This window comes from Brevibacterium album DSM 18261, from assembly GCF_000426445.1.
GTDB lineage: Bacteria > Actinomycetota > Actinomycetes > Actinomycetales > Brevibacteriaceae > Brevibacterium > Brevibacterium album.
The window spans coordinates 458,081-474,050 of sequence record NZ_AUFJ01000009.1; the positions used below are offsets into that span (position 1 = coordinate 458,081).

Sequence of the window (15,970 nt, forward strand, 5' to 3'; positions counted from 1 at the left end):
CAGATCCCAGAAAGGCCAACCCATGCTTCTCATCGACTGCCCCCACTGCGGGCCGCGCGACGAGGTCGAGTTCCACTACGGCGGCCAGGCGCACATCGCCTACCCCGAGGACCCGAAGGCTCTCAGCGACCGCGAATGGGCGGAGTACCTCTTCTACCGAGACAACCCGAGGGGCCCCTTCGCCGAGCGCTGGCAGCACTCGGTGGGCTGCCGCAAGTGGTTCAACGCCGTCCGCGACACCGCGACGTACGAGTTCCTCGCGATCTATCCGATGGGCGAGCCGGCCCCGGACCTCGTCTCGCTCGCCGCCGCGCGGGGCTCCGCCGCCGGTGCGCAGCCGTCCGGCGCAGGCAGCTCCGCCGCAGCCCCTCACCAGCCCGCACCTCTCGGGAGTGACAACGCATGACCACAACACGTCTGGGAGCCGAGCTCTCCCCCGGGCACGGCATCGACCGCAGCCGCCCGCTCACCCTCACGGTCGACGGACAGGCCGTCGAGGCCTTCGCCGGTGACACCGTGGCGAGCGCGCTCATCGCCGCCGGCCGCCCGCAGTGCGGCCCCTCCCTCTACCTCGCGCGCCCCCGCGGCATCCTGGCCGCCGGCGTCGAGGAGCCCAACGCCCTCCTCCGGGTCGAATCCACCGCACCCGGAGCGCCCTCGGAATCCATGCTCCCGGCCACGACGGTCGAGGCCCGTGACGGGCTCGAGGCGCACTGGCTGCAGGGCATGGGCGTGCTCGACCCCGCGGGCGACGGCGCCGTCTACGACCGCAAGTACGTCCACACCGACGTCCTCGTCGTGGGCGCCGGTCCTGCCGGTCTCGCCGCTGCGCGCGAGGCCGCCAAGACCGGCGCACGCACCCTCCTGGTCGACGAGCAGACCGAGGCCGGAGGCTCCCTGCTCTCCGGCCGCGGCGAGGAGATCGACGGCGGCGGGGCCGTGGACTGGGCGCGGAGCACCCTCGAGCGCCTGCACGGCCAGGAGGAGTTCACCTACCTCCCCCGGACCACCGCGATCGGCAGCTACGACGCCAACTACATCGTCGCGGTCGAGCGCCGGGCCGATGACGCCGAGGCCGCCGCCCGCCCCGGCTTCTCGCGTCAGCGGGTGTGGCACATCCGCGCACGCCGCGTCGTCCTCGCCACCGGGGCGCACGAGCGTCCCATCGTGTTCGCGGACAACGACCGGCCCGGCATCATGCTCGCCGGCGCGGTGCGCACCTACCTCAACCGCTATGCGGCCGCTGCGGGCGAGAGCGTCGTAGTCGCGACCACCAATGACAGCGCCTACGTCCTCGTCGAGGACCTCCGCGCGGCCGGCATCGCCGTCGCCGCCGTCGTCGACTCCCGCCCCGAGCTCTCCTCCCGCGCCCAGCAGGCGCTCGAGGCCACCGGTGTCCGCGGCGTCCTCGGCTCCGCCGTGGTCGGCACGGATGCCGCTCCGGGCGAGGCCTCCGGGTCCGGGGGCGCAGGCCGCCTCGGCGCGGTGCGGATCGCCCCGCTCGACGCCTCGGGCACGCCCGCCGGCCCCATCGAGGTCCTCGCGGCCGACACCCTCGCCGTCTCCGGCGGCCACTCCCCCGTCCTGCACCTCCACACGAACCGGAAGGGCCGCGTGGTCTGGGACGAGGAGATCGCCGGCTTCGTGCCGGAGGCCCCCGTACGGGACCAGGCCGTGGCCGGTGCCGCCAACGGCACAGGCACCCTCGCCGGTGCGCTGGCCGAGGGTGCGCGCGCAGGCTACGAGGCCGCCTCGGCGACCGGTCACACCGCCCCCCTCGTGGTGCCCGAGGCGCCCGCCGAGGCCCCTGCTGCGATCCGCCCCCTCTGGCTCGTGCCTGCGGTGGACGAGTCCGGTGCGGTCGCCGCGGGCGAGGAGCAGCTCTCCCCTGAGCTCTGGCTCTCCCACTTCGTGGACCTCCAGCGGGACCAGACCGTCGCGGACGTGCTGCGCGCCACGGGCGCCGGCATGCGCTCGGTCGAGCACATCAAGCGGTACACCTCGATCTCGACGGCCAACGACCAGGGCAAGACCAGCAGCGTCCTCTCGATGGGCGTCATCTCCTCGATCCTGGCCGGCGCCGGGGTCGCGGATGCCTCGCCCGGCTCCGTGGGCACCTCGTCCAACCGCCCGCCCTACACGCCGGTGCCCTTCGCCGCTCTTGCCGGGCGCCGCCGTGGGGAGCTGTTCGATCCCGCGCGCGTGACGAACATCCAGCCCTGGCACCTCGCCCACGGCGCGGAGTTCGAGGACGTGGGCCAGTGGAAGCGACCCTGGTACTACCCGCAGCCGGGTGAGGACATGGATGCGGCCGTGGCTCGCGAGTGCCTGGCCGTGCGCACCTCGGTGGGCTTCCAGGACGCCTCCACGCTGGGCAAGATCGAGATCCGCGGCGAGGATGCGGCCGAGTTCGTCAACCGCATCTACACCAACGGCTTCAAGAAGCTGAAGCCCGGCAAGGGCCGCTACGGGCTCATGTGCACCCCGGACGGCATGCTGTTCGACGACGGCGTGACCCTGCGGATCGCGGACAACCGCTTCTACATGACCACCACCTCCGGCGGTGCGGCCAAGGTCCTCGACTGGCTCGAGGAGTGGCATCAGACGGAGTGGCCCGAGCTGGACGCCGTCTTCACCTCCGTCACGGAGCAGTGGAACACCATCGCCGTCGCCGGCCCCCGGTCCCGCGAGGTCATCCGCCGCATCGCCCCGGAGCTCGACGTCTCCAATGCGGGCTTCGGCTTCATGGAGTTCCGCGAGACGGTGCTCTCCAACGGCATCCCCGCCCGGATCGCCCGCGTCTCCTTCTCCGGCGAGCTCGCATACGAGGTCAGCGTCGAGAACTTCTTCGGCCTGTCCGCCTGGAAGCTCGTCGCCGAGGCCGGCGCAGAGTTCGACATCACCCCCTACGGCACGGAGACCATGCACGTCCTCCGCGCGGAGAAGGGCCTCGTCATCATCGGCCAGGACACGGACGGCACCGTGACCCCGCAGGACGCGGGCATGGAGTGGGCCGTGTCGAAGCTGAAGAGGGACTTCATCGGGATGCGCTCGTACTCGCGTGAGGACACCGCGCGCAGCGACCGCAAGCACATGGTCGGCGTGCTGCCGGTGGACGGGCGGACCCGCCTGGACGAGGGCGCGCAGCTCGTGGCCGCCGGCACCCCGATCACCCCGGAGGCCGGACCGGTCCCCATGATCGGCCACGTCACCTCCTCCTACCACTCCCCCGTGCTCGGCCGGCCCTTCGGTCTGGCGATGGTGGAGAACGGCTTCAACCGCATGGGCGAGATCGTGCAGTCACCCGTGCTCACCGCCGGCGGCGTGGAGCTCGTGGACGTGGAGATCGTCTCCTCCGTGCTCTACGACCCGGAGGGGAAGCGCCGCGACGGCGATCCCGAGGAGGTGGCCGCCGAGACCGCCGCGCGCGAGGCGGGCGAGGCCCCGGCTCCTGCCGGCGAGCCGGTCTCCCACGACGCCGAGGCCGTGAGAGCCCTGCGCCGCTCCCCGGCCCAGGATCTCGCCGAGGAGATGGCCGCCGCTGCAGTGGCCGGCCCCTCGGGCGTCGCACTCCGCGAGCTGCCCTTCCTGCCGCAGTACGGTGTGCGGGCGGTGCCGGGCTCGGCCTCGGGAGCGCGTGTGGAGCGGGCGCTGGGCGTGGCCCTGCCCACCCGCGCGGGCCAGGTGACCGGGGACGCCGCCGGCCTCCACTGCATCTGGATCTCGCCGGACGAGTTCCTCGCGGTGGACGCCTCGCGGGAACAGGTCCACGGCGAGGCTGAGACGGTCGCCGCCGCTCTCGACGACGACCGCCCGGGCGCCGGGCGCCTGCCCGGCCAGGTCATGGACCTCTCCGGCAACCGCACCGTCCTCGAGCTCTCCGGACCCAGCGCGCGCGGGGTGCTGGAGAAGGGCGCTCATGTGGACCTGCACCCGCGCGCCTTCGCGGTGGGACAGGCCGCGTCCACACTCCTCGGCCCGGTTCCCGTCATCGTGCACCGGACCGGCGAGGAGACCTTCCGCATCCTGCCCCGCTCGTCCTTCGCCGAGTACATGGTGCGCTGGCTGCTCGACGGCATGCACGAGTACCGGACCGCAGCGGAGCAGACCGCGGCCGCCGGCTGACCGCTGACGGCCGGGGCGGTGCCCGGCGGACCTCTGCTCCGCCGGGCGCCGCCCCGGTCCCCTCCCCTTCTCCCTCCGACCCGGACGATGCTGTCCGGACACCACACCTCTCACCCAGGAGAACCGACATGGCTGCACAGACCGCCGACCGCGACTACGTCCTCACCTTCGCCTGCCCGCAGAGGGCCGGCCTTGTCCATGCGCTCACCGGCGTGCTCGTGGAGCACGGCGGCGACATCATCGAGCTCAAGCAGTTCGACGACCCGCGGACCTCGCGGTTCTTCTCCCGCATCCGCTTCTCCCTGGGCGAGGACGCGGATCCTGCGCGGGTGAAGGAGCAGTTCGCCGCACTGGCCGAGCAGATGGATGCCGAATGGAGCCTGCGGCCCACCGAGGAGAAGCGGCGCGTCCTCATCATGGTGTCCAAGTTCGGCCACTGCCTCAACGACCTGCTCTACCGCGCCCGAATGGGTGAGCTCAATGCGGAGATCGTCGCCGTCGTGTCCAACCACCCGGACCACCGCCAGACGGTCGAGTGGCACGGCATCCCCTTCTTCCACGTGCCCGTCACGAAGGACACCAAGCCCGAGGCGGAGCAGCGCCTGCTCGACCTCGTCGACCGCTTCGAGGTGGACCTCGTGGTGCTCGCCCGGTACATGCAGATCCTGTCGGACGAGCTCTCGCACGAGCTGACCGGCAGGGCGATCAACATCCACCATTCGTTCCTGCCCAGCTTCAAGGGGGCCAAGCCCTACCACCAGGCGTACGAGCGCGGCGTGAAGACGGTGGGCGCCACCGCCCACTACGTCAACGACGAGCTGGACGAGGGCCCGATCATCGCCCAGCAGGTGATCCCCGTGGACCACACCTACGGACCCGAGGACCTCGTGGCCGCCGGCCGCGGCTCCGAGTCCAAGGCGCTCGCCGACGCCGTGAAGTGGCACTGCGACTCCCGCGTGTTCCTCAACGGGGCGCGCACCGTCATCCTCTCCTGAGACACCATCCGCCGAGTGAGCGGTTCCTGTCGGCCCGAGCGCCGCAGCACGTCAGAAACCGCTCAACCGGTGGGTGAAGGAGGGCCCGAGGGCCCCTCCGGCCGCGTCTGTGACGCGAGTTGGAGGGGCCCTCGGCGTTCTTCACTCGCACGTCGTCCTGATCCTCGAGCGTGTACGCGGATTTGACGATGGCAGGCAGAAACTTTCACTTCTCTCGCACGTTCGCGGTGCGTACGGTGGCACCAGGAGGCCGGCGCAGGGAGGAGGACCGACGATGACGGTCAGCACCACGATGATGGCGATCCCCACGGCGGAGCGCATCCGCGGGCTGGAGATGCCGTGGAACCGCGTGCTCGGAGGGCTCGCCGCGGACGGCGCCGCGCTGGCCCTGGGGCCCTGGCAGCCGCAGGAGTTCACGGCCGAGTGCGTGGAGACCCGGCCGGAGGCCGGCAGGATGCTCAGCTGCGTCTTCCGCCGGACGGACGGGCTGCCGCTCACCTTCCGGGCGGGCCAGTACCTCAACATCGCGTTCCCGGTGCACGGACCGGACGCCGAGCCCGTCGAGCGCAGCTACTCCCTCTCGAGCTCGCCGACGGAGCCCTGGACGTTCACCCTCACCGTCAAACGGGAGGAGGGCGGACTGGTCTCCCGCTGGATCCACGAGCACCTGCACCCCGGGACGGTCCTCGAGGTGCTCGGTCCCGTGGGAGCCTTCCACCTGCCGGACGCGGACAGCCGCGCGCGCTATCTCCTGCTCGCGGCGGGCTCCGGCATCACTCCCCTCATGTCGATGGTCCGCGCCATCCGCTCGCTGCCCGGCCAGGCCGATGTCGTCATGCTCTACCACGGCACCGAGCCGGGCGCCTTCGCCTTCGGCAGCGAACTCGAGCACTGCGCGTACATGGATTCGCGCATCGACGTCTACTACTCCCTGGGCGACAGGCGGATCAGCGGCACCTGGGAGGGCATGGCGGGCAGGCTCACGGCCGACATGATCCGGGAGGTCGCCCCGGATGCGGCCGAGCGCGAGGTCTTCGCCTGCGGTCCCGGCGGCTACCTCGACGCCGCGGGCGCCCTGCTCCGCGAGATCGGCGTCGACGATGCGCGCGTCCACATGGAGTTCTTCACCGGCGGCGCACGGACCCGCGCGGAGTACCGGAAGGAGATCGCCTGGGCGAGCGAGTTCGCCGGGGATGCCGCCGAGGCCGCGGCACGGGACGGGAACTGGCAGCCGGCTCCGGAGGTCTACGGTCCGGAGGCCGAGGTCCCGGCACCGTGCGGCCTCGGCGCCCCGCTGGTTGGGACAGACCGCACAGGCTCAGGAGACGACGCGACTCGGAGGGACGGCGGAGACGGCTCCGCAGGCGTCGCGGACCGCGCGGTTCAGGGAGGCGCTGCGAAGCCCGCGGGCGGCGCGGGCTCCGGAGAAGACGCGGCTCGGACGGACGGTGCGGGCCCGGCGGACGGCTTCGAGACGGTGGGCGAGGGGTCGCTGACCATGACGTTCACCCGGACGCGGAGGAACGTCCGCGTCGATCCGGGGCAGACGGTCCTCGAAGCGGCTCTCGCCGCCGGGGTGCCCATCGGCGCGAACTGCGAGGAGGGCATGTGCGGCACGTGCAAGTCCGTCAAGGTCTCCGGCGAGGTGGACATGCACCACCAGGGCGGCATCCGCGCCCGTGAGATCAAGGCGGGCAAGTTCCTCCCCTGCTGCTCCACTCCCCTCACGGACCTCGTCATCGAGGCGTGAGCGGGCCGCGCAGCACTCGAGTGCGCAGCGCTCCCGCTCAGGCGCAGACCCCGCCGCCGGGACCGCATGGTGCCGTCGCACTGACACGTTTCCTCCGGGATACAGCACTCGGCCTCCGCACCGACACGCTGCAGCATGTCAGTGCGGAGGCCGAGTGCGCGGGACCGGAAGAGGCCCGCATGGACGGCGCACCGGACGCCGTACCCCGGGACTCAGTCCCCGTCGAGCGAGGCGAACTTGGTCTCCGGCGCCCAGAGGAACGAGGCCGCCAGGCCCACCGCCGGGAAGACCGCGGCGATGAGGAGCGTGGTCGTCACGCCCATCGTCTCGAGCGTGAAGGGGAACAGATACGTCGCCGAGGCCGCGCCCACACGGCTGATCGCCGCGGCGAAGCCCACGCCCGTGCTCCGGTAGCGGGTGGGGAACATCTCCGGCGGGTACACGTACTGGATGCTGTTGGAGGCGGTGATGATGAGCACGAACGCCCCGAACACCACCAGCGTGAGCATGAGCGGCTGATCGGGCCAGAGCCCCAGGTACAGCAGGAGGGCCGTGATCACCGCGAACGTCGAGATCACGAACGTGCGGCGCGGCAGCGCCCAGAGCAGCCACAGACCCACGGCCGCACCGGCGAGCTGCAGCCCGTTCATGACCAGGTCCGCGGAGAACCCGCCGCCCAGCCCCAGGCTGTCCAGCACCGGCCCGATGAAGGTGAAGATCGCGAACAGCGGTCCCACCTGGCAGAACCAGAACAGGCCGGAGTACAGGACCCGCCGCCAGTCGTTGTCCCGGAAGAAGCTCCGCAGCGAGGTCTCCTCGTCCGTCCCGCCCACGACCTCGGGCAGCGCGTACTGCTCGCCGAAGTGCCGCGTGACGATCTCCTGCGCCTCCGCATCACGGCCGCGGCTCTGCAGCCAGCGCGGGGACTCCGGGATGGCGAACCGGATGAGGAGCGTGATGAAGGCCGGGACCGCCGAGGTCGCGAGCAGCAGGCGCCACTGATCCGCGGGCCAGAAGTGCGCGACGACGAAGGCCGCGATGAAGCCCACGAACCAGAACGGGGCGATGCTGCCGAGGAACACGCTGCGCTTGAGCCGGGGCGTGAACTCCGCCAGCAGCGCGGTGCCCACCGCGTACTCCACGCCGATCAGCAGGCCGAGCAGCAGCCGCAGCGCCACGAGGTCCCAGGTCCCCACGACGAAGAGCTGGGCCAGCGAGACGACCACGAACCCCACGAGGTTCCAGAAGAACACGCGCTTGCGGCCGAACCTGTCCGCGATCCGCCCGAAGAACATCCCGCTCACGAAGATCCCGATGAGAGCGCTCGCCGCGATGAGGCCCTGATCCAGGGCGGAGAGCCCGAGTTCCTCGCCGGCGGGCCCGACGGCGCCGCCGATCACGCCGAGGATGTAGCCGTCGACGAAGATCCCGCCGAACGCCCCGATCGCCACGAGGACCACGAGCCGGTTGACCGGCGCGTCCTCGACCGAGATCGCCCCGGACGGGAGAGCACCGGTCCGGGGCGATGTGGTGGTGCGATCGCTCACCGCGCGATCATCCCGTGCGGGTCGATGACGAACTTGCGGGCGGCACCCTCGTCGAACGCGGCGTACGCGGACGGCGCCTCGTCCAGGGAGATGGGCGTGGCGCGCACGTTCTTCGCGATGCTCACCTTGTCGTGGAGGATCGCCTGCATGAGCCCGCGGTGGTACTTCATGACCGGGCACTGGCCGGTCACGAAGGTGTGGGACTTCGCGAAGCCGAGGCCGAACCGCATGGACAGCGAGCCCTGCTTGGCCGCCTCGTCCACCGCGCCCGGGTCGCCGGTCACGTAGAGGCCGGGGATGCCGAGGCTGCCGCCTGCGCGGGTGATCTCCATGAGGGAGTTGAGCACGGTGGCCGGCGCCTCGGTCCCGGCATCGCTGCCGTGGCCGCGAGCCTCGAAGCCCACCGCGTCGATGCCGCAGTCCACCTCGGGCACGCCGAGGATCTGCTCGATCTGCTCGATCGGGTTGCCCAGCGAGACGTCGACGGTCTCGCAGCCGAAGCTGCGCGCCTGCTCGAGGCGGTCCTGGTTGAGGTCGCCCACGATGACGACGGCCGCGCCGAGGAGCTGCGCCGAGGTCGCTGCGGCCAGGCCCACCGGGCCCGCGCCCGCCACGTAGACGGTGGAGCCCACCGTCACACCCGCGCCCACGGCGCCGTGGAAGCCCGTGGGGAAGATGTCGGAGAGCATCGTGAGATCGAGGATCTTCTCCAGCGCCTGGTCCCGGTCCGGGAACTTCAGCACGTTCCAGTCCGCATAGGGCACCAGCACGTACTCGGCCTGGCCGCCCACCCAGCCGCCCATGTCCACGTAGCCGTAGGCGGAGCCCGGCCGGTCAGGGTTGACGTTGAGGCAGATGCCGGTCTGGCCCTCCTTGCAGTTGCGGCAGCGGCCGCAGGAGATGTTGAACGGCACCGAGACCACGTCGCCGACCTTGACGAACTCGACGTCGCGGCCCACCTCGACCACCTCACCGGTGATCTCATGGCCCAGGACGAGCCCTGCCGGTGCAGTGGTGCGGCCCCGGACCATGTGCTGGTCGGAGCCGCAGATGTTCGTCGCGATGGTCTTGAGGACGACCCCGTGGTCCACCTTCCGGCCCACGTTCGCCGGGTTGACGCCGGGTCCGTCCTTGAGCTCGAACTCGGGGTACGGGGTGTCGATCACCTCGACTTTGCCCGGGCCCACGTAGCTGACTGCCCTGTTGCTCATCCTCGAGCCTCCGATCTGGAGATATATCAGTCTGAAGATCAGTGGGATATCCACCGTCGCGAGCAGTCTGCTGTGCCCCAGAGCACAGTGTCAAGCAGAAGGGGAGCGGCCTCCCGCTCGCGCCTCACACCGTCCGGGAGCAGGCCGCGGGCAATCTGCACGACTGCGCGGATGCGCATTCGTTCATGCACTCCCCCCGCACGGTTCCGAACTGAAATCTGCGCTTTTCCCACCGGCCGGCGATGCCTAATGTTGCGGTGTGCCGATGCACGCCCCCAGCGCTGCCGCATGCCCCGCAGACACCGGTGTCCGCAGCGGCAGCAGCGGTGCGCCGCATCGGCGCCGGCAGACTTCCGTTCCACCCCTCGCAACTCCAGGAGAGATCCCATGGCCCCTGCAGTGAACCTGACCCCCAAGACGCGAGGCCGCCTGACGGCCTCGCTCCCGGAGGCCCGCATAGAAGAGCTGCAGCGCCTCCTTGCAGAGCGCCGGGAGGGCTTCTCGCTCGAGGCCCCCTTCTACACGGATCCCGCCGTCTTCACGGCGGACATGGAGGGGATCTTCGGCCGCCACTGGGTCTTCGCCGCCAGCGTCGCCGAGGTGCCCGAGCCGGGCGACTACGTCACGGTGGACTACGGCCCGTACTCGCTCATCGTGCTGCGCAACGACGACGAGGGCATCAACGTCCTCCACAATGTGTGCCGCCACCGCGGCGCCCGGGTCCTCACGGAGGACAGCGGCACCACCGGCAACCTCGTCTGCCAGTACCACTCGTGGACCTATGACGCCGAGGGCACGCTCATCCACGCCTCGGCACCGGGCGAGGCGGACTTCGCGAAGGGCTGCTACAACCTCAAGCGGGCGCACTCCCGCGAGGTCGCCGGCCTCATCTTCGTCTGCCTCGCGGACGAGCCGCCCGAGGACTTCGACGAGACCGCCAAGATCTTCGAGCCCTACCTCGCACCCCACGAGCTGGGGAAGTCCAAGGTCGCCTACCAGCAGAACATCGTGGAGGAGGGCAACTGGAAGCTCGTCATGGAGAACAACCGGGAGTGCTACCACTGCGACGGCCACCCGGAGCTCGCCTGCTCGCTGTTCCCCACCTGGGGCCTCACCGACGGCATCATCCCGGCGCACCTCGAGGACGTCTGGCAGCGCAACCTCAACGCGCAGGACGCCCTGGAGGAGCGGTGCAGGCGCTACGGCCTGCCGTATGAGGTCGTCGAGGAGCTCGACACCCGCATCGCCGGCATCCGCATCTCCCGCGAATCCCTCGACGGCGCGGGCGAGTCCTTCTCCGCCACAGGCCGCAGGCTGTCCAAGAAGCTGCTGGGCGATCTGCCGGACTTCCGGCTTGGACGCTGCTCCATGCACCTCCAGCCCAACTCCTGGTTCCACTTCCTCTCCGATCACGTCATCACCTTCTCCGCCTTCCCCATCAACGAGCACCAGACGCTCGTGCGCACCACCTGGCTGGTCGCGGACGACGCGGTGGAGGGCGTCGACTACGATCTGGATGAACTCACCCACACCTGGAAGCAGACCAATCTGCAGGACAAGAACTTCGTGGAGCTCTGCCAGCGCGGTGCGGCGAGCCCCGCTTACGAGCAGGGTCCGTACATGCGCAGCGAGTACCAGGTCGAGGCGTTCATCAACTGGTACGTGCAGCGTATGAAGGAGCACATGGCATGACAGTCACCACGACCACGGCGATTCCGGACACCCTCCGCATCCGCGGCGTGGAGATGCCGTGGAACCGGGTGCTGCAGGCGAGTTCGGACGCCGCGGGAGCGGCCAAGGCCCTGGGGCCGTGGCACCCGCAGGAGTTCATGGCCGAGTGCGTGCAGACCGTGCCCGAGGTCGGGGACATGATGACGTTCGTGTTCCGCCGCACGGACGGGGCGCCGCTGGCCTTCCGCGCCGGCCAGTACCTCAACATCGCCTTCCCCGTGAACGGGCCGGATGCGGAGCCGGTTGACCGCAGCTACTCGATCTCGAGCGCGCCCACGGAGCCGTGGACGTTCTCCATCACGATCAAGCGCGAGGAGGGCGGCCGGGTCTCCGGCTGGGCGCATGAGAACGTGCGGCCCGGGACCGTCCTGGAGATGCTGGGGCCGGTGGGCGCCTTCCACCTCCCGGACGCGGACCGGCGGGCGCGCTACCTGTTCCTGGCGGCGGGCTCGGGGATCACCCCGCTCATGTCCATGATCCGCACCATCCACTCCCTGCCGGGGTACGCGGACATCGTGATGCTGTACCACGGCGCGGAGCCGGGAACCTTCGCGTTCTCCCGCGAGCTGGAGTACCTGGCCTCGGTCGACTCCCGGATCACGGTCTACTACTCGCTGGGCGACCGGAGCGTGCCGGGAACATGGGAGGGCATGGTGGGCCGGCTGACGGCCCCGATGATCGAGTCGGTCGCTCCCGATGCCAACGGCCGCCAGGTCTACGCCTGCGGTCCGGAGGGCTACCTCAACGTGGCCGGGGACCTGCTGCGCGATCTGGGCGTGGACGATGTGAGCGTGCACATGGAGTACTTCTCCGGCGACCGCCAGGTCCGCCTCGAGTACAAGGAAGAGGTGGCGCTGGCCGGGGAGATCGCGGAGGAGATCGCCGAGGCCGGGGACGAGTACTACGAGCAGCAGCCCGCCGCGTTCGAGGTCTACGGCCTCAGCACGGAATCGGATGCCGACGGCGGTCTGCCGGGTGCCGACGTCGCCGAGGCGAATGCCTCCTCCGCGGAGGCCTCGGCCACTCCTGAGGCCGCCTTCGACTGGAACGACCCGTCTCCGTCGACGGGGGCCCTGCCCCTCGTGATCGCTGAGTTCGACGACGAGGGCAACATCGTCGATCCTTCCGCGGCCGCAGCCGCTGGTGCGTCACCGTCCGCCGCTGCGAGCGGCGGGCAGACCGACGGAGCGGCCGGGGACGACGCCTCCGGGTTCGAGACCGTGGGCGAGGGCGCGCTGACCATGTCGTTCATGCGCAGCAGGCTCAATGTGCGGATCGGCGAGGGCGAGAACGTCCTCGACACCGCCAAGGCGGCGGGCATCCGGATCGCGATGAACTGCCAGGAAGGCATGTGCGGCTCGTGCAAGACCGTCAAGCTCTCCGGTGAGGTGGACATGAACCACCAGGGCGGCATCCGCGCCCGTGAGATCAAGGCGGGCAAGTTCCTGCCGTGCTGCTCGACGGCGCAGTCGGACCTCGTCCTCGACGCCTGACCGGAAGCACGCCGCGAAAGCTCAGGGCGCCCACGCGATTGCGTGGGCGCCCTGAGCTTTCGCGCTCTCCATGCCCCGCAGGCCCGACAAATGAGCGGTCTCTGTCGGTCCTGAGCTGCAGGACCGACAGAGACCGCTCACTCGACGGGCTGGGAGTGGCTCACCTCCGGATGCGCGCCATGCCGGCATCGTAGACCGGCTCCGCGAGCACCTCGGCGGTGTGCACACGGCCGAAGCGCATGATGCCGAGCTCCGTGCCCGGCTCCGCGAGCTCCGCCGGCACCCAGGCCAGGCCGATGACCTGACCGGTGACATAGCCGAAGTCCGCGCTGGTCACCCAGCCCACCGCCGCGGCGTCCGTGCCCACCTGCGCCCGGTTCTCCGCCGGACCGGCGAAGACGGGCGAGCCGGCATCGGGCCGCCCCGCGTCCATCCGCATCCCGAACGCCACGAGTCTGCGGCCGTGCGAGGGCTGGGCCGCGAGCGCCTCCTGCCCCACGAAGCCGCCGGGCTTCTCCATCCTGAGGGCGAAGCCGAGACCCGAGTCCTCCGGAGTGTCCTCACGCGTCATGTCCGAACCCCAGGCGCGGTAGCCCTTCTCCAGGCGCAGGCTGCCGAAGGCCGCGCGGCCGGCGGGGACGATCCCGTACGGTGCGCCGGCGGCCATGATCTCGTCCCACAGGCGCAGGCCGTGGGCGGCCTCGGTGTAGAGCTCCCAGCCCAGCTCGCCCACGTAGCTGACCCGCAGGGCGAGGACCGGCACCCCGGCCACCCGGATGCGGGCTGCGCGGAAGTACCGCAGGCCCTCATGGCTGATGTCGCCTTCGGTGATCGGCTCGAGGACGTCGCGCGCGTGCGGACCCCACAGGCCGATGCAGCACGTGGAGGTCGTGATGTCGTCGATGATGACGGAGCCGTCCGCGGGCGCGAGCCGGGTGAGGCGGTCGAGGTCGAGCGGCCCGTTGGCGCCGATCATGTATTCGTCCGCGTCCAGGCGGGCGACCGTGATGTCGGAGAGGATGCCGCCGTTCTCGTCGAGCATGAGCGAGTACGTGACCGCACCCGGCTTCTTGTCGATCTTGTTGGTGTTGAGCCGCTCCAGCCAGGCCGTTGCACCGGCGCCGCGCACGCGATAGCGCGTGAGCGAGGTCATGTCGTAGACGGCGACGCGGTTGCGCGTGGCCCAGGCCTCCGCAGCCGCGATCGGCGACCAGTTCACCTGGTCCCAGGCGTCGCGGCGGGGCACCGCGACGGGCACGATGGCGTCGAGGTCCTCGTCCAGGGCGGGATCGGGCACAGCGGAGCCGACCGAGGCCGCCGGACCGAAGGCCTTCACCGGCCGGGAGCGGAACTCGGGATCGCTGAACAGCGCAGCGTTGGAGGCGTGCCACAGCGGGCGCTCCCAGCCGTTCGCCTCCGCGAAGACGCCGCCTGCGTCCTGGATGCGGGTGTGGAAGGGGCTGGTCTTGAGCCCCCGGCTCACCATCGTGTCCTGGTGCGGGAAGTGGACGTCGTAGACCTCGTCGTAGTTCTCCGCGGCGCGCTCCCTGATCCAGCCGTCGCTGAGGAGTGCGGGGTCGAAGCGGGCGAAGTCCAGTCCGTGCGTGTCCAGGCCCGGGTCACCCGTGAGGATCCAGTCCGCGAGCACCTGCGCGCAGCCTGCGGACTGCGTGACCCAGATGGCCTGTGCGGCCCAGAAGCCCTCGACCTGCGGCGAGGGGCCGAGCATGGGCCCGCCGTCCGGCGTGAACGAGAAGACGCCGTTGAACTCGTCCTCGAGCGGGAGGTCCGCCACAGCCGGCAGCACGCGGGCGACCTCGGAGCGGCAGAACTCGAAGTCCTCCGAGGTGAATGCACGGGTGGCAGGCTCCTGCCCCGTCTCCAGCAGGTGTGCGGTGTCCGTGAGGTCCTGCGGTGCGACGGGGATGGGCCGGTGCTCGTAGGCGCCGATCCCGATCCGCTTGCCGAACTCCCGGAAGTAGAGCCCGGAGCCCTGGTGGCGGATCATCGGACGGCCCGCCTCGTCCTCGGCCAGCGCCGACCCGTCCGGTGCCGTACCGGGCAGCTCCGGCACCTCGGCCGTCCACGCGAAGCCGTGCTCCACCGGGTGCATGGGCAGGTTGAGACCGCCCAGCTTCCCGAGCAGATGGCCCCAGATGCCGCCGGTGGCGACGACGACGTCCGCGGGCAGCGTGCGGCGGTTCGCAGCCGCGCCCGAGGCGGCCTCGCCCTCTGCGGCCGCCTCACCGGCGGCGCCGCCCTCAGGCACGGCGTCCTCGACGACGACGCCCGTGACGCGTCCTGCCTCGACCTCGATGTCGACGACCCGGGTGAGGCCGAGGAGCCGGGCGCCCCCCTCCTCCGCGCGGCGGGCCTGGAACTCGACGGCGCGCTTGGAGTGGACGACGCCGTCGGTGGGCGTGTGCAGGGCCCCCAGGATCTCGGAGGTGTCGATGCCCGGCCAGAGTTCGGCGACCCTCTCCGCGTCGATGAGCTCCGCCGGCACGCCCCATGCGAGGGCGGCACCGTAGCGACGGCGCAGCTCCTGGAGCTGGCCCTCGGTGCTGGCGAGCTCGAGCCCGCCCACGCGGTCGAGGAGCCTGCGCCCGTCGAGCTCGAGTCCGTCCAGTTTGTCGAGGGTCCGCTGGGCCAGACGGCACATGGTGCGGGAATTGTTCTGGAAGACGAAGCCGGGCGCGTGCGAGGACGAGCCGCCCGTCTTGTAGAGGGGGCCCTGGTCCACGACGGTCACATCGGTGCACCCGCGCTGGACGAACTCGTCGGCCAGCGCCGCACCCACGACGCCTGCGCCGATGACGACGATGCGCGCGGAGGGATCGACGGGGGTGGGCTGGGGTGCGGAGACCCGCGCGGGGACTGTGAGCGCACCGCTGTGGGGGGTGGTACCGGCGGATGCTGCGGCGGAATCGGTCATGGCGCCTCCTTGACGGCGATGTCAGTGGGATGGGTCAGAGGGGATGAGCGGCCTCCCGAGGTGCGGCGGGACTCGCCCGCATCTCCGTCACCCGCCCACGCTCCTGTTGCATATAATGCAACAGGAGCGTATTGTGCAACCATTCAAGCGCGTGTGGGCACTGCCGTCAAGCGCTCTGCGCCC

The 15,970-nt window shown here is 70.9% G+C and carries 9 protein-coding genes; 6 read left to right on the plus strand and 3 right to left on the minus strand.

Going from position 1 to position 15,970, the window contains the following annotated elements:
* Window positions 1-22: 22 nt before the first annotated feature.
* The 4 genes from K318_RS18720 to K318_RS0102165 all read left to right on the plus strand — a co-directional run bounded on the left by K318_RS18720 (window position 23) and on the right by K318_RS0102165 (window position 6,870).
* Window positions 23-406 (plus strand): sarcosine oxidase subunit delta, encoded by a 384-nt coding sequence (locus K318_RS18720; protein WP_051297342.1) that lies wholly within the window; start codon window positions 23-25, stop codon window positions 404-406.
* A complete protein-coding gene (locus K318_RS18725; protein WP_084499508.1) occupies window positions 403-4,125 on the plus strand; it encodes a sarcosine oxidase subunit gamma family protein in 3,723 nt (1,240 codons plus the stop codon). Before K318_RS18720 ends, K318_RS18725 begins: the two co-directional genes overlap by 4 nt.
* 128 nt (window positions 4,126-4,253) lie before the next feature.
* Window positions 4,254-5,120 carry a formyltetrahydrofolate deformylase gene (purU, locus tag K318_RS0102160; RefSeq protein ID WP_029088259.1) on the plus strand — a complete coding sequence of 289 codons (867 nt, stop codon included), beginning with the start codon at window positions 4,254-4,256 and terminating at the stop codon, window positions 5,118-5,120.
* Window positions 5,121-5,394: 274 nt separating this feature from the next.
* Complete coding sequence (locus tag K318_RS0102165) at window positions 5,395-6,870, plus strand: iron-sulfur cluster-binding domain-containing protein (protein ID WP_029088260.1); 1,476 nt, start codon at window positions 5,395-5,397, stop codon at window positions 6,868-6,870.
* Between the two features lie 212 nt (window positions 6,871-7,082).
* On the opposite strand, the gene K318_RS0102170 is transcribed toward K318_RS0102165, so the two are convergent.
* Window positions 7,083-8,417: an MFS transporter gene (locus tag K318_RS0102170; protein WP_029088261.1), complete on the minus strand. Its 1,335-nt coding sequence runs from the start codon at window positions 8,415-8,417 to the stop codon at window positions 7,083-7,085.
* Entirely contained in the window at window positions 8,414-9,628 is a 1,215-nt protein-coding gene (fdhA, locus tag K318_RS0102175; RefSeq protein WP_029088262.1) for a formaldehyde dehydrogenase, glutathione-independent, read from the minus strand. Before fdhA ends, K318_RS0102170 begins: the two co-directional genes overlap by 4 nt.
* 387 nt (window positions 9,629-10,015) lie before the next feature.
* Between fdhA and K318_RS0102180 the strand changes: the two genes are divergently transcribed.
* Both K318_RS0102180 and K318_RS0102185 read left to right on the plus strand, forming a co-directional pair.
* Window positions 10,016-11,320: an aromatic ring-hydroxylating oxygenase subunit alpha gene (locus K318_RS0102180; protein ID WP_029088263.1), complete on the plus strand. Its 1,305-nt coding sequence runs from the start codon at window positions 10,016-10,018 to the stop codon at window positions 11,318-11,320.
* Window positions 11,317-12,852: a ferredoxin reductase gene (locus tag K318_RS0102185; protein WP_029088264.1), complete on the plus strand. Its 1,536-nt coding sequence runs from the start codon at window positions 11,317-11,319 to the stop codon at window positions 12,850-12,852. Before K318_RS0102180 ends, K318_RS0102185 begins: the two co-directional genes overlap by 4 nt.
* Before the next feature lie 160 nt (window positions 12,853-13,012).
* Here the strand turns inward: K318_RS0102185 and K318_RS0102190 are convergent, their stop codons facing one another.
* Window positions 13,013-15,787, minus strand: coding sequence for a GcvT family protein (locus K318_RS0102190; protein WP_051297343.1), 2,775 nt, complete (start codon window positions 15,785-15,787; stop codon window positions 13,013-13,015).
* Window positions 15,788-15,970: the final 183 nt, after the last annotated feature.

Coding starts and splice junctions, on each gene's coding strand:
- K318_RS18720 (WP_051297342.1), top strand. CDS start 23: ATGCTTCTCATCGACTGCCCCCACTGCGGGCCGCGCGACGAGGTCGAG.
- K318_RS18725 (WP_084499508.1), top strand. CDS start 403: ATGACCACAACACGTCTGGGAGCCGAGCTCTCCCCCGGGCACGGCATC.
- purU (WP_029088259.1), top strand. CDS start 4,254: ATGGCTGCACAGACCGCCGACCGCGACTACGTCCTCACCTTCGCCTGC.
- K318_RS0102165 (WP_029088260.1), top strand. CDS start 5,395: ATGACGGTCAGCACCACGATGATGGCGATCCCCACGGCGGAGCGCATC.
- fdhA (WP_029088262.1), bottom strand. CDS start 9,628: ATGAGCAACAGGGCAGTCAGCTACGTGGGCCCGGGCAAAGTCGAGGTG.
- K318_RS0102180 (WP_029088263.1), top strand. CDS start 10,016: ATGGCCCCTGCAGTGAACCTGACCCCCAAGACGCGAGGCCGCCTGACG.
- K318_RS0102185 (WP_029088264.1), top strand. CDS start 11,317: ATGACAGTCACCACGACCACGGCGATTCCGGACACCCTCCGCATCCGC.
- K318_RS0102190 (WP_051297343.1), bottom strand. CDS start 15,787: ATGACCGATTCCGCCGCAGCATCCGCCGGTACCACCCCCCACAGCGGT.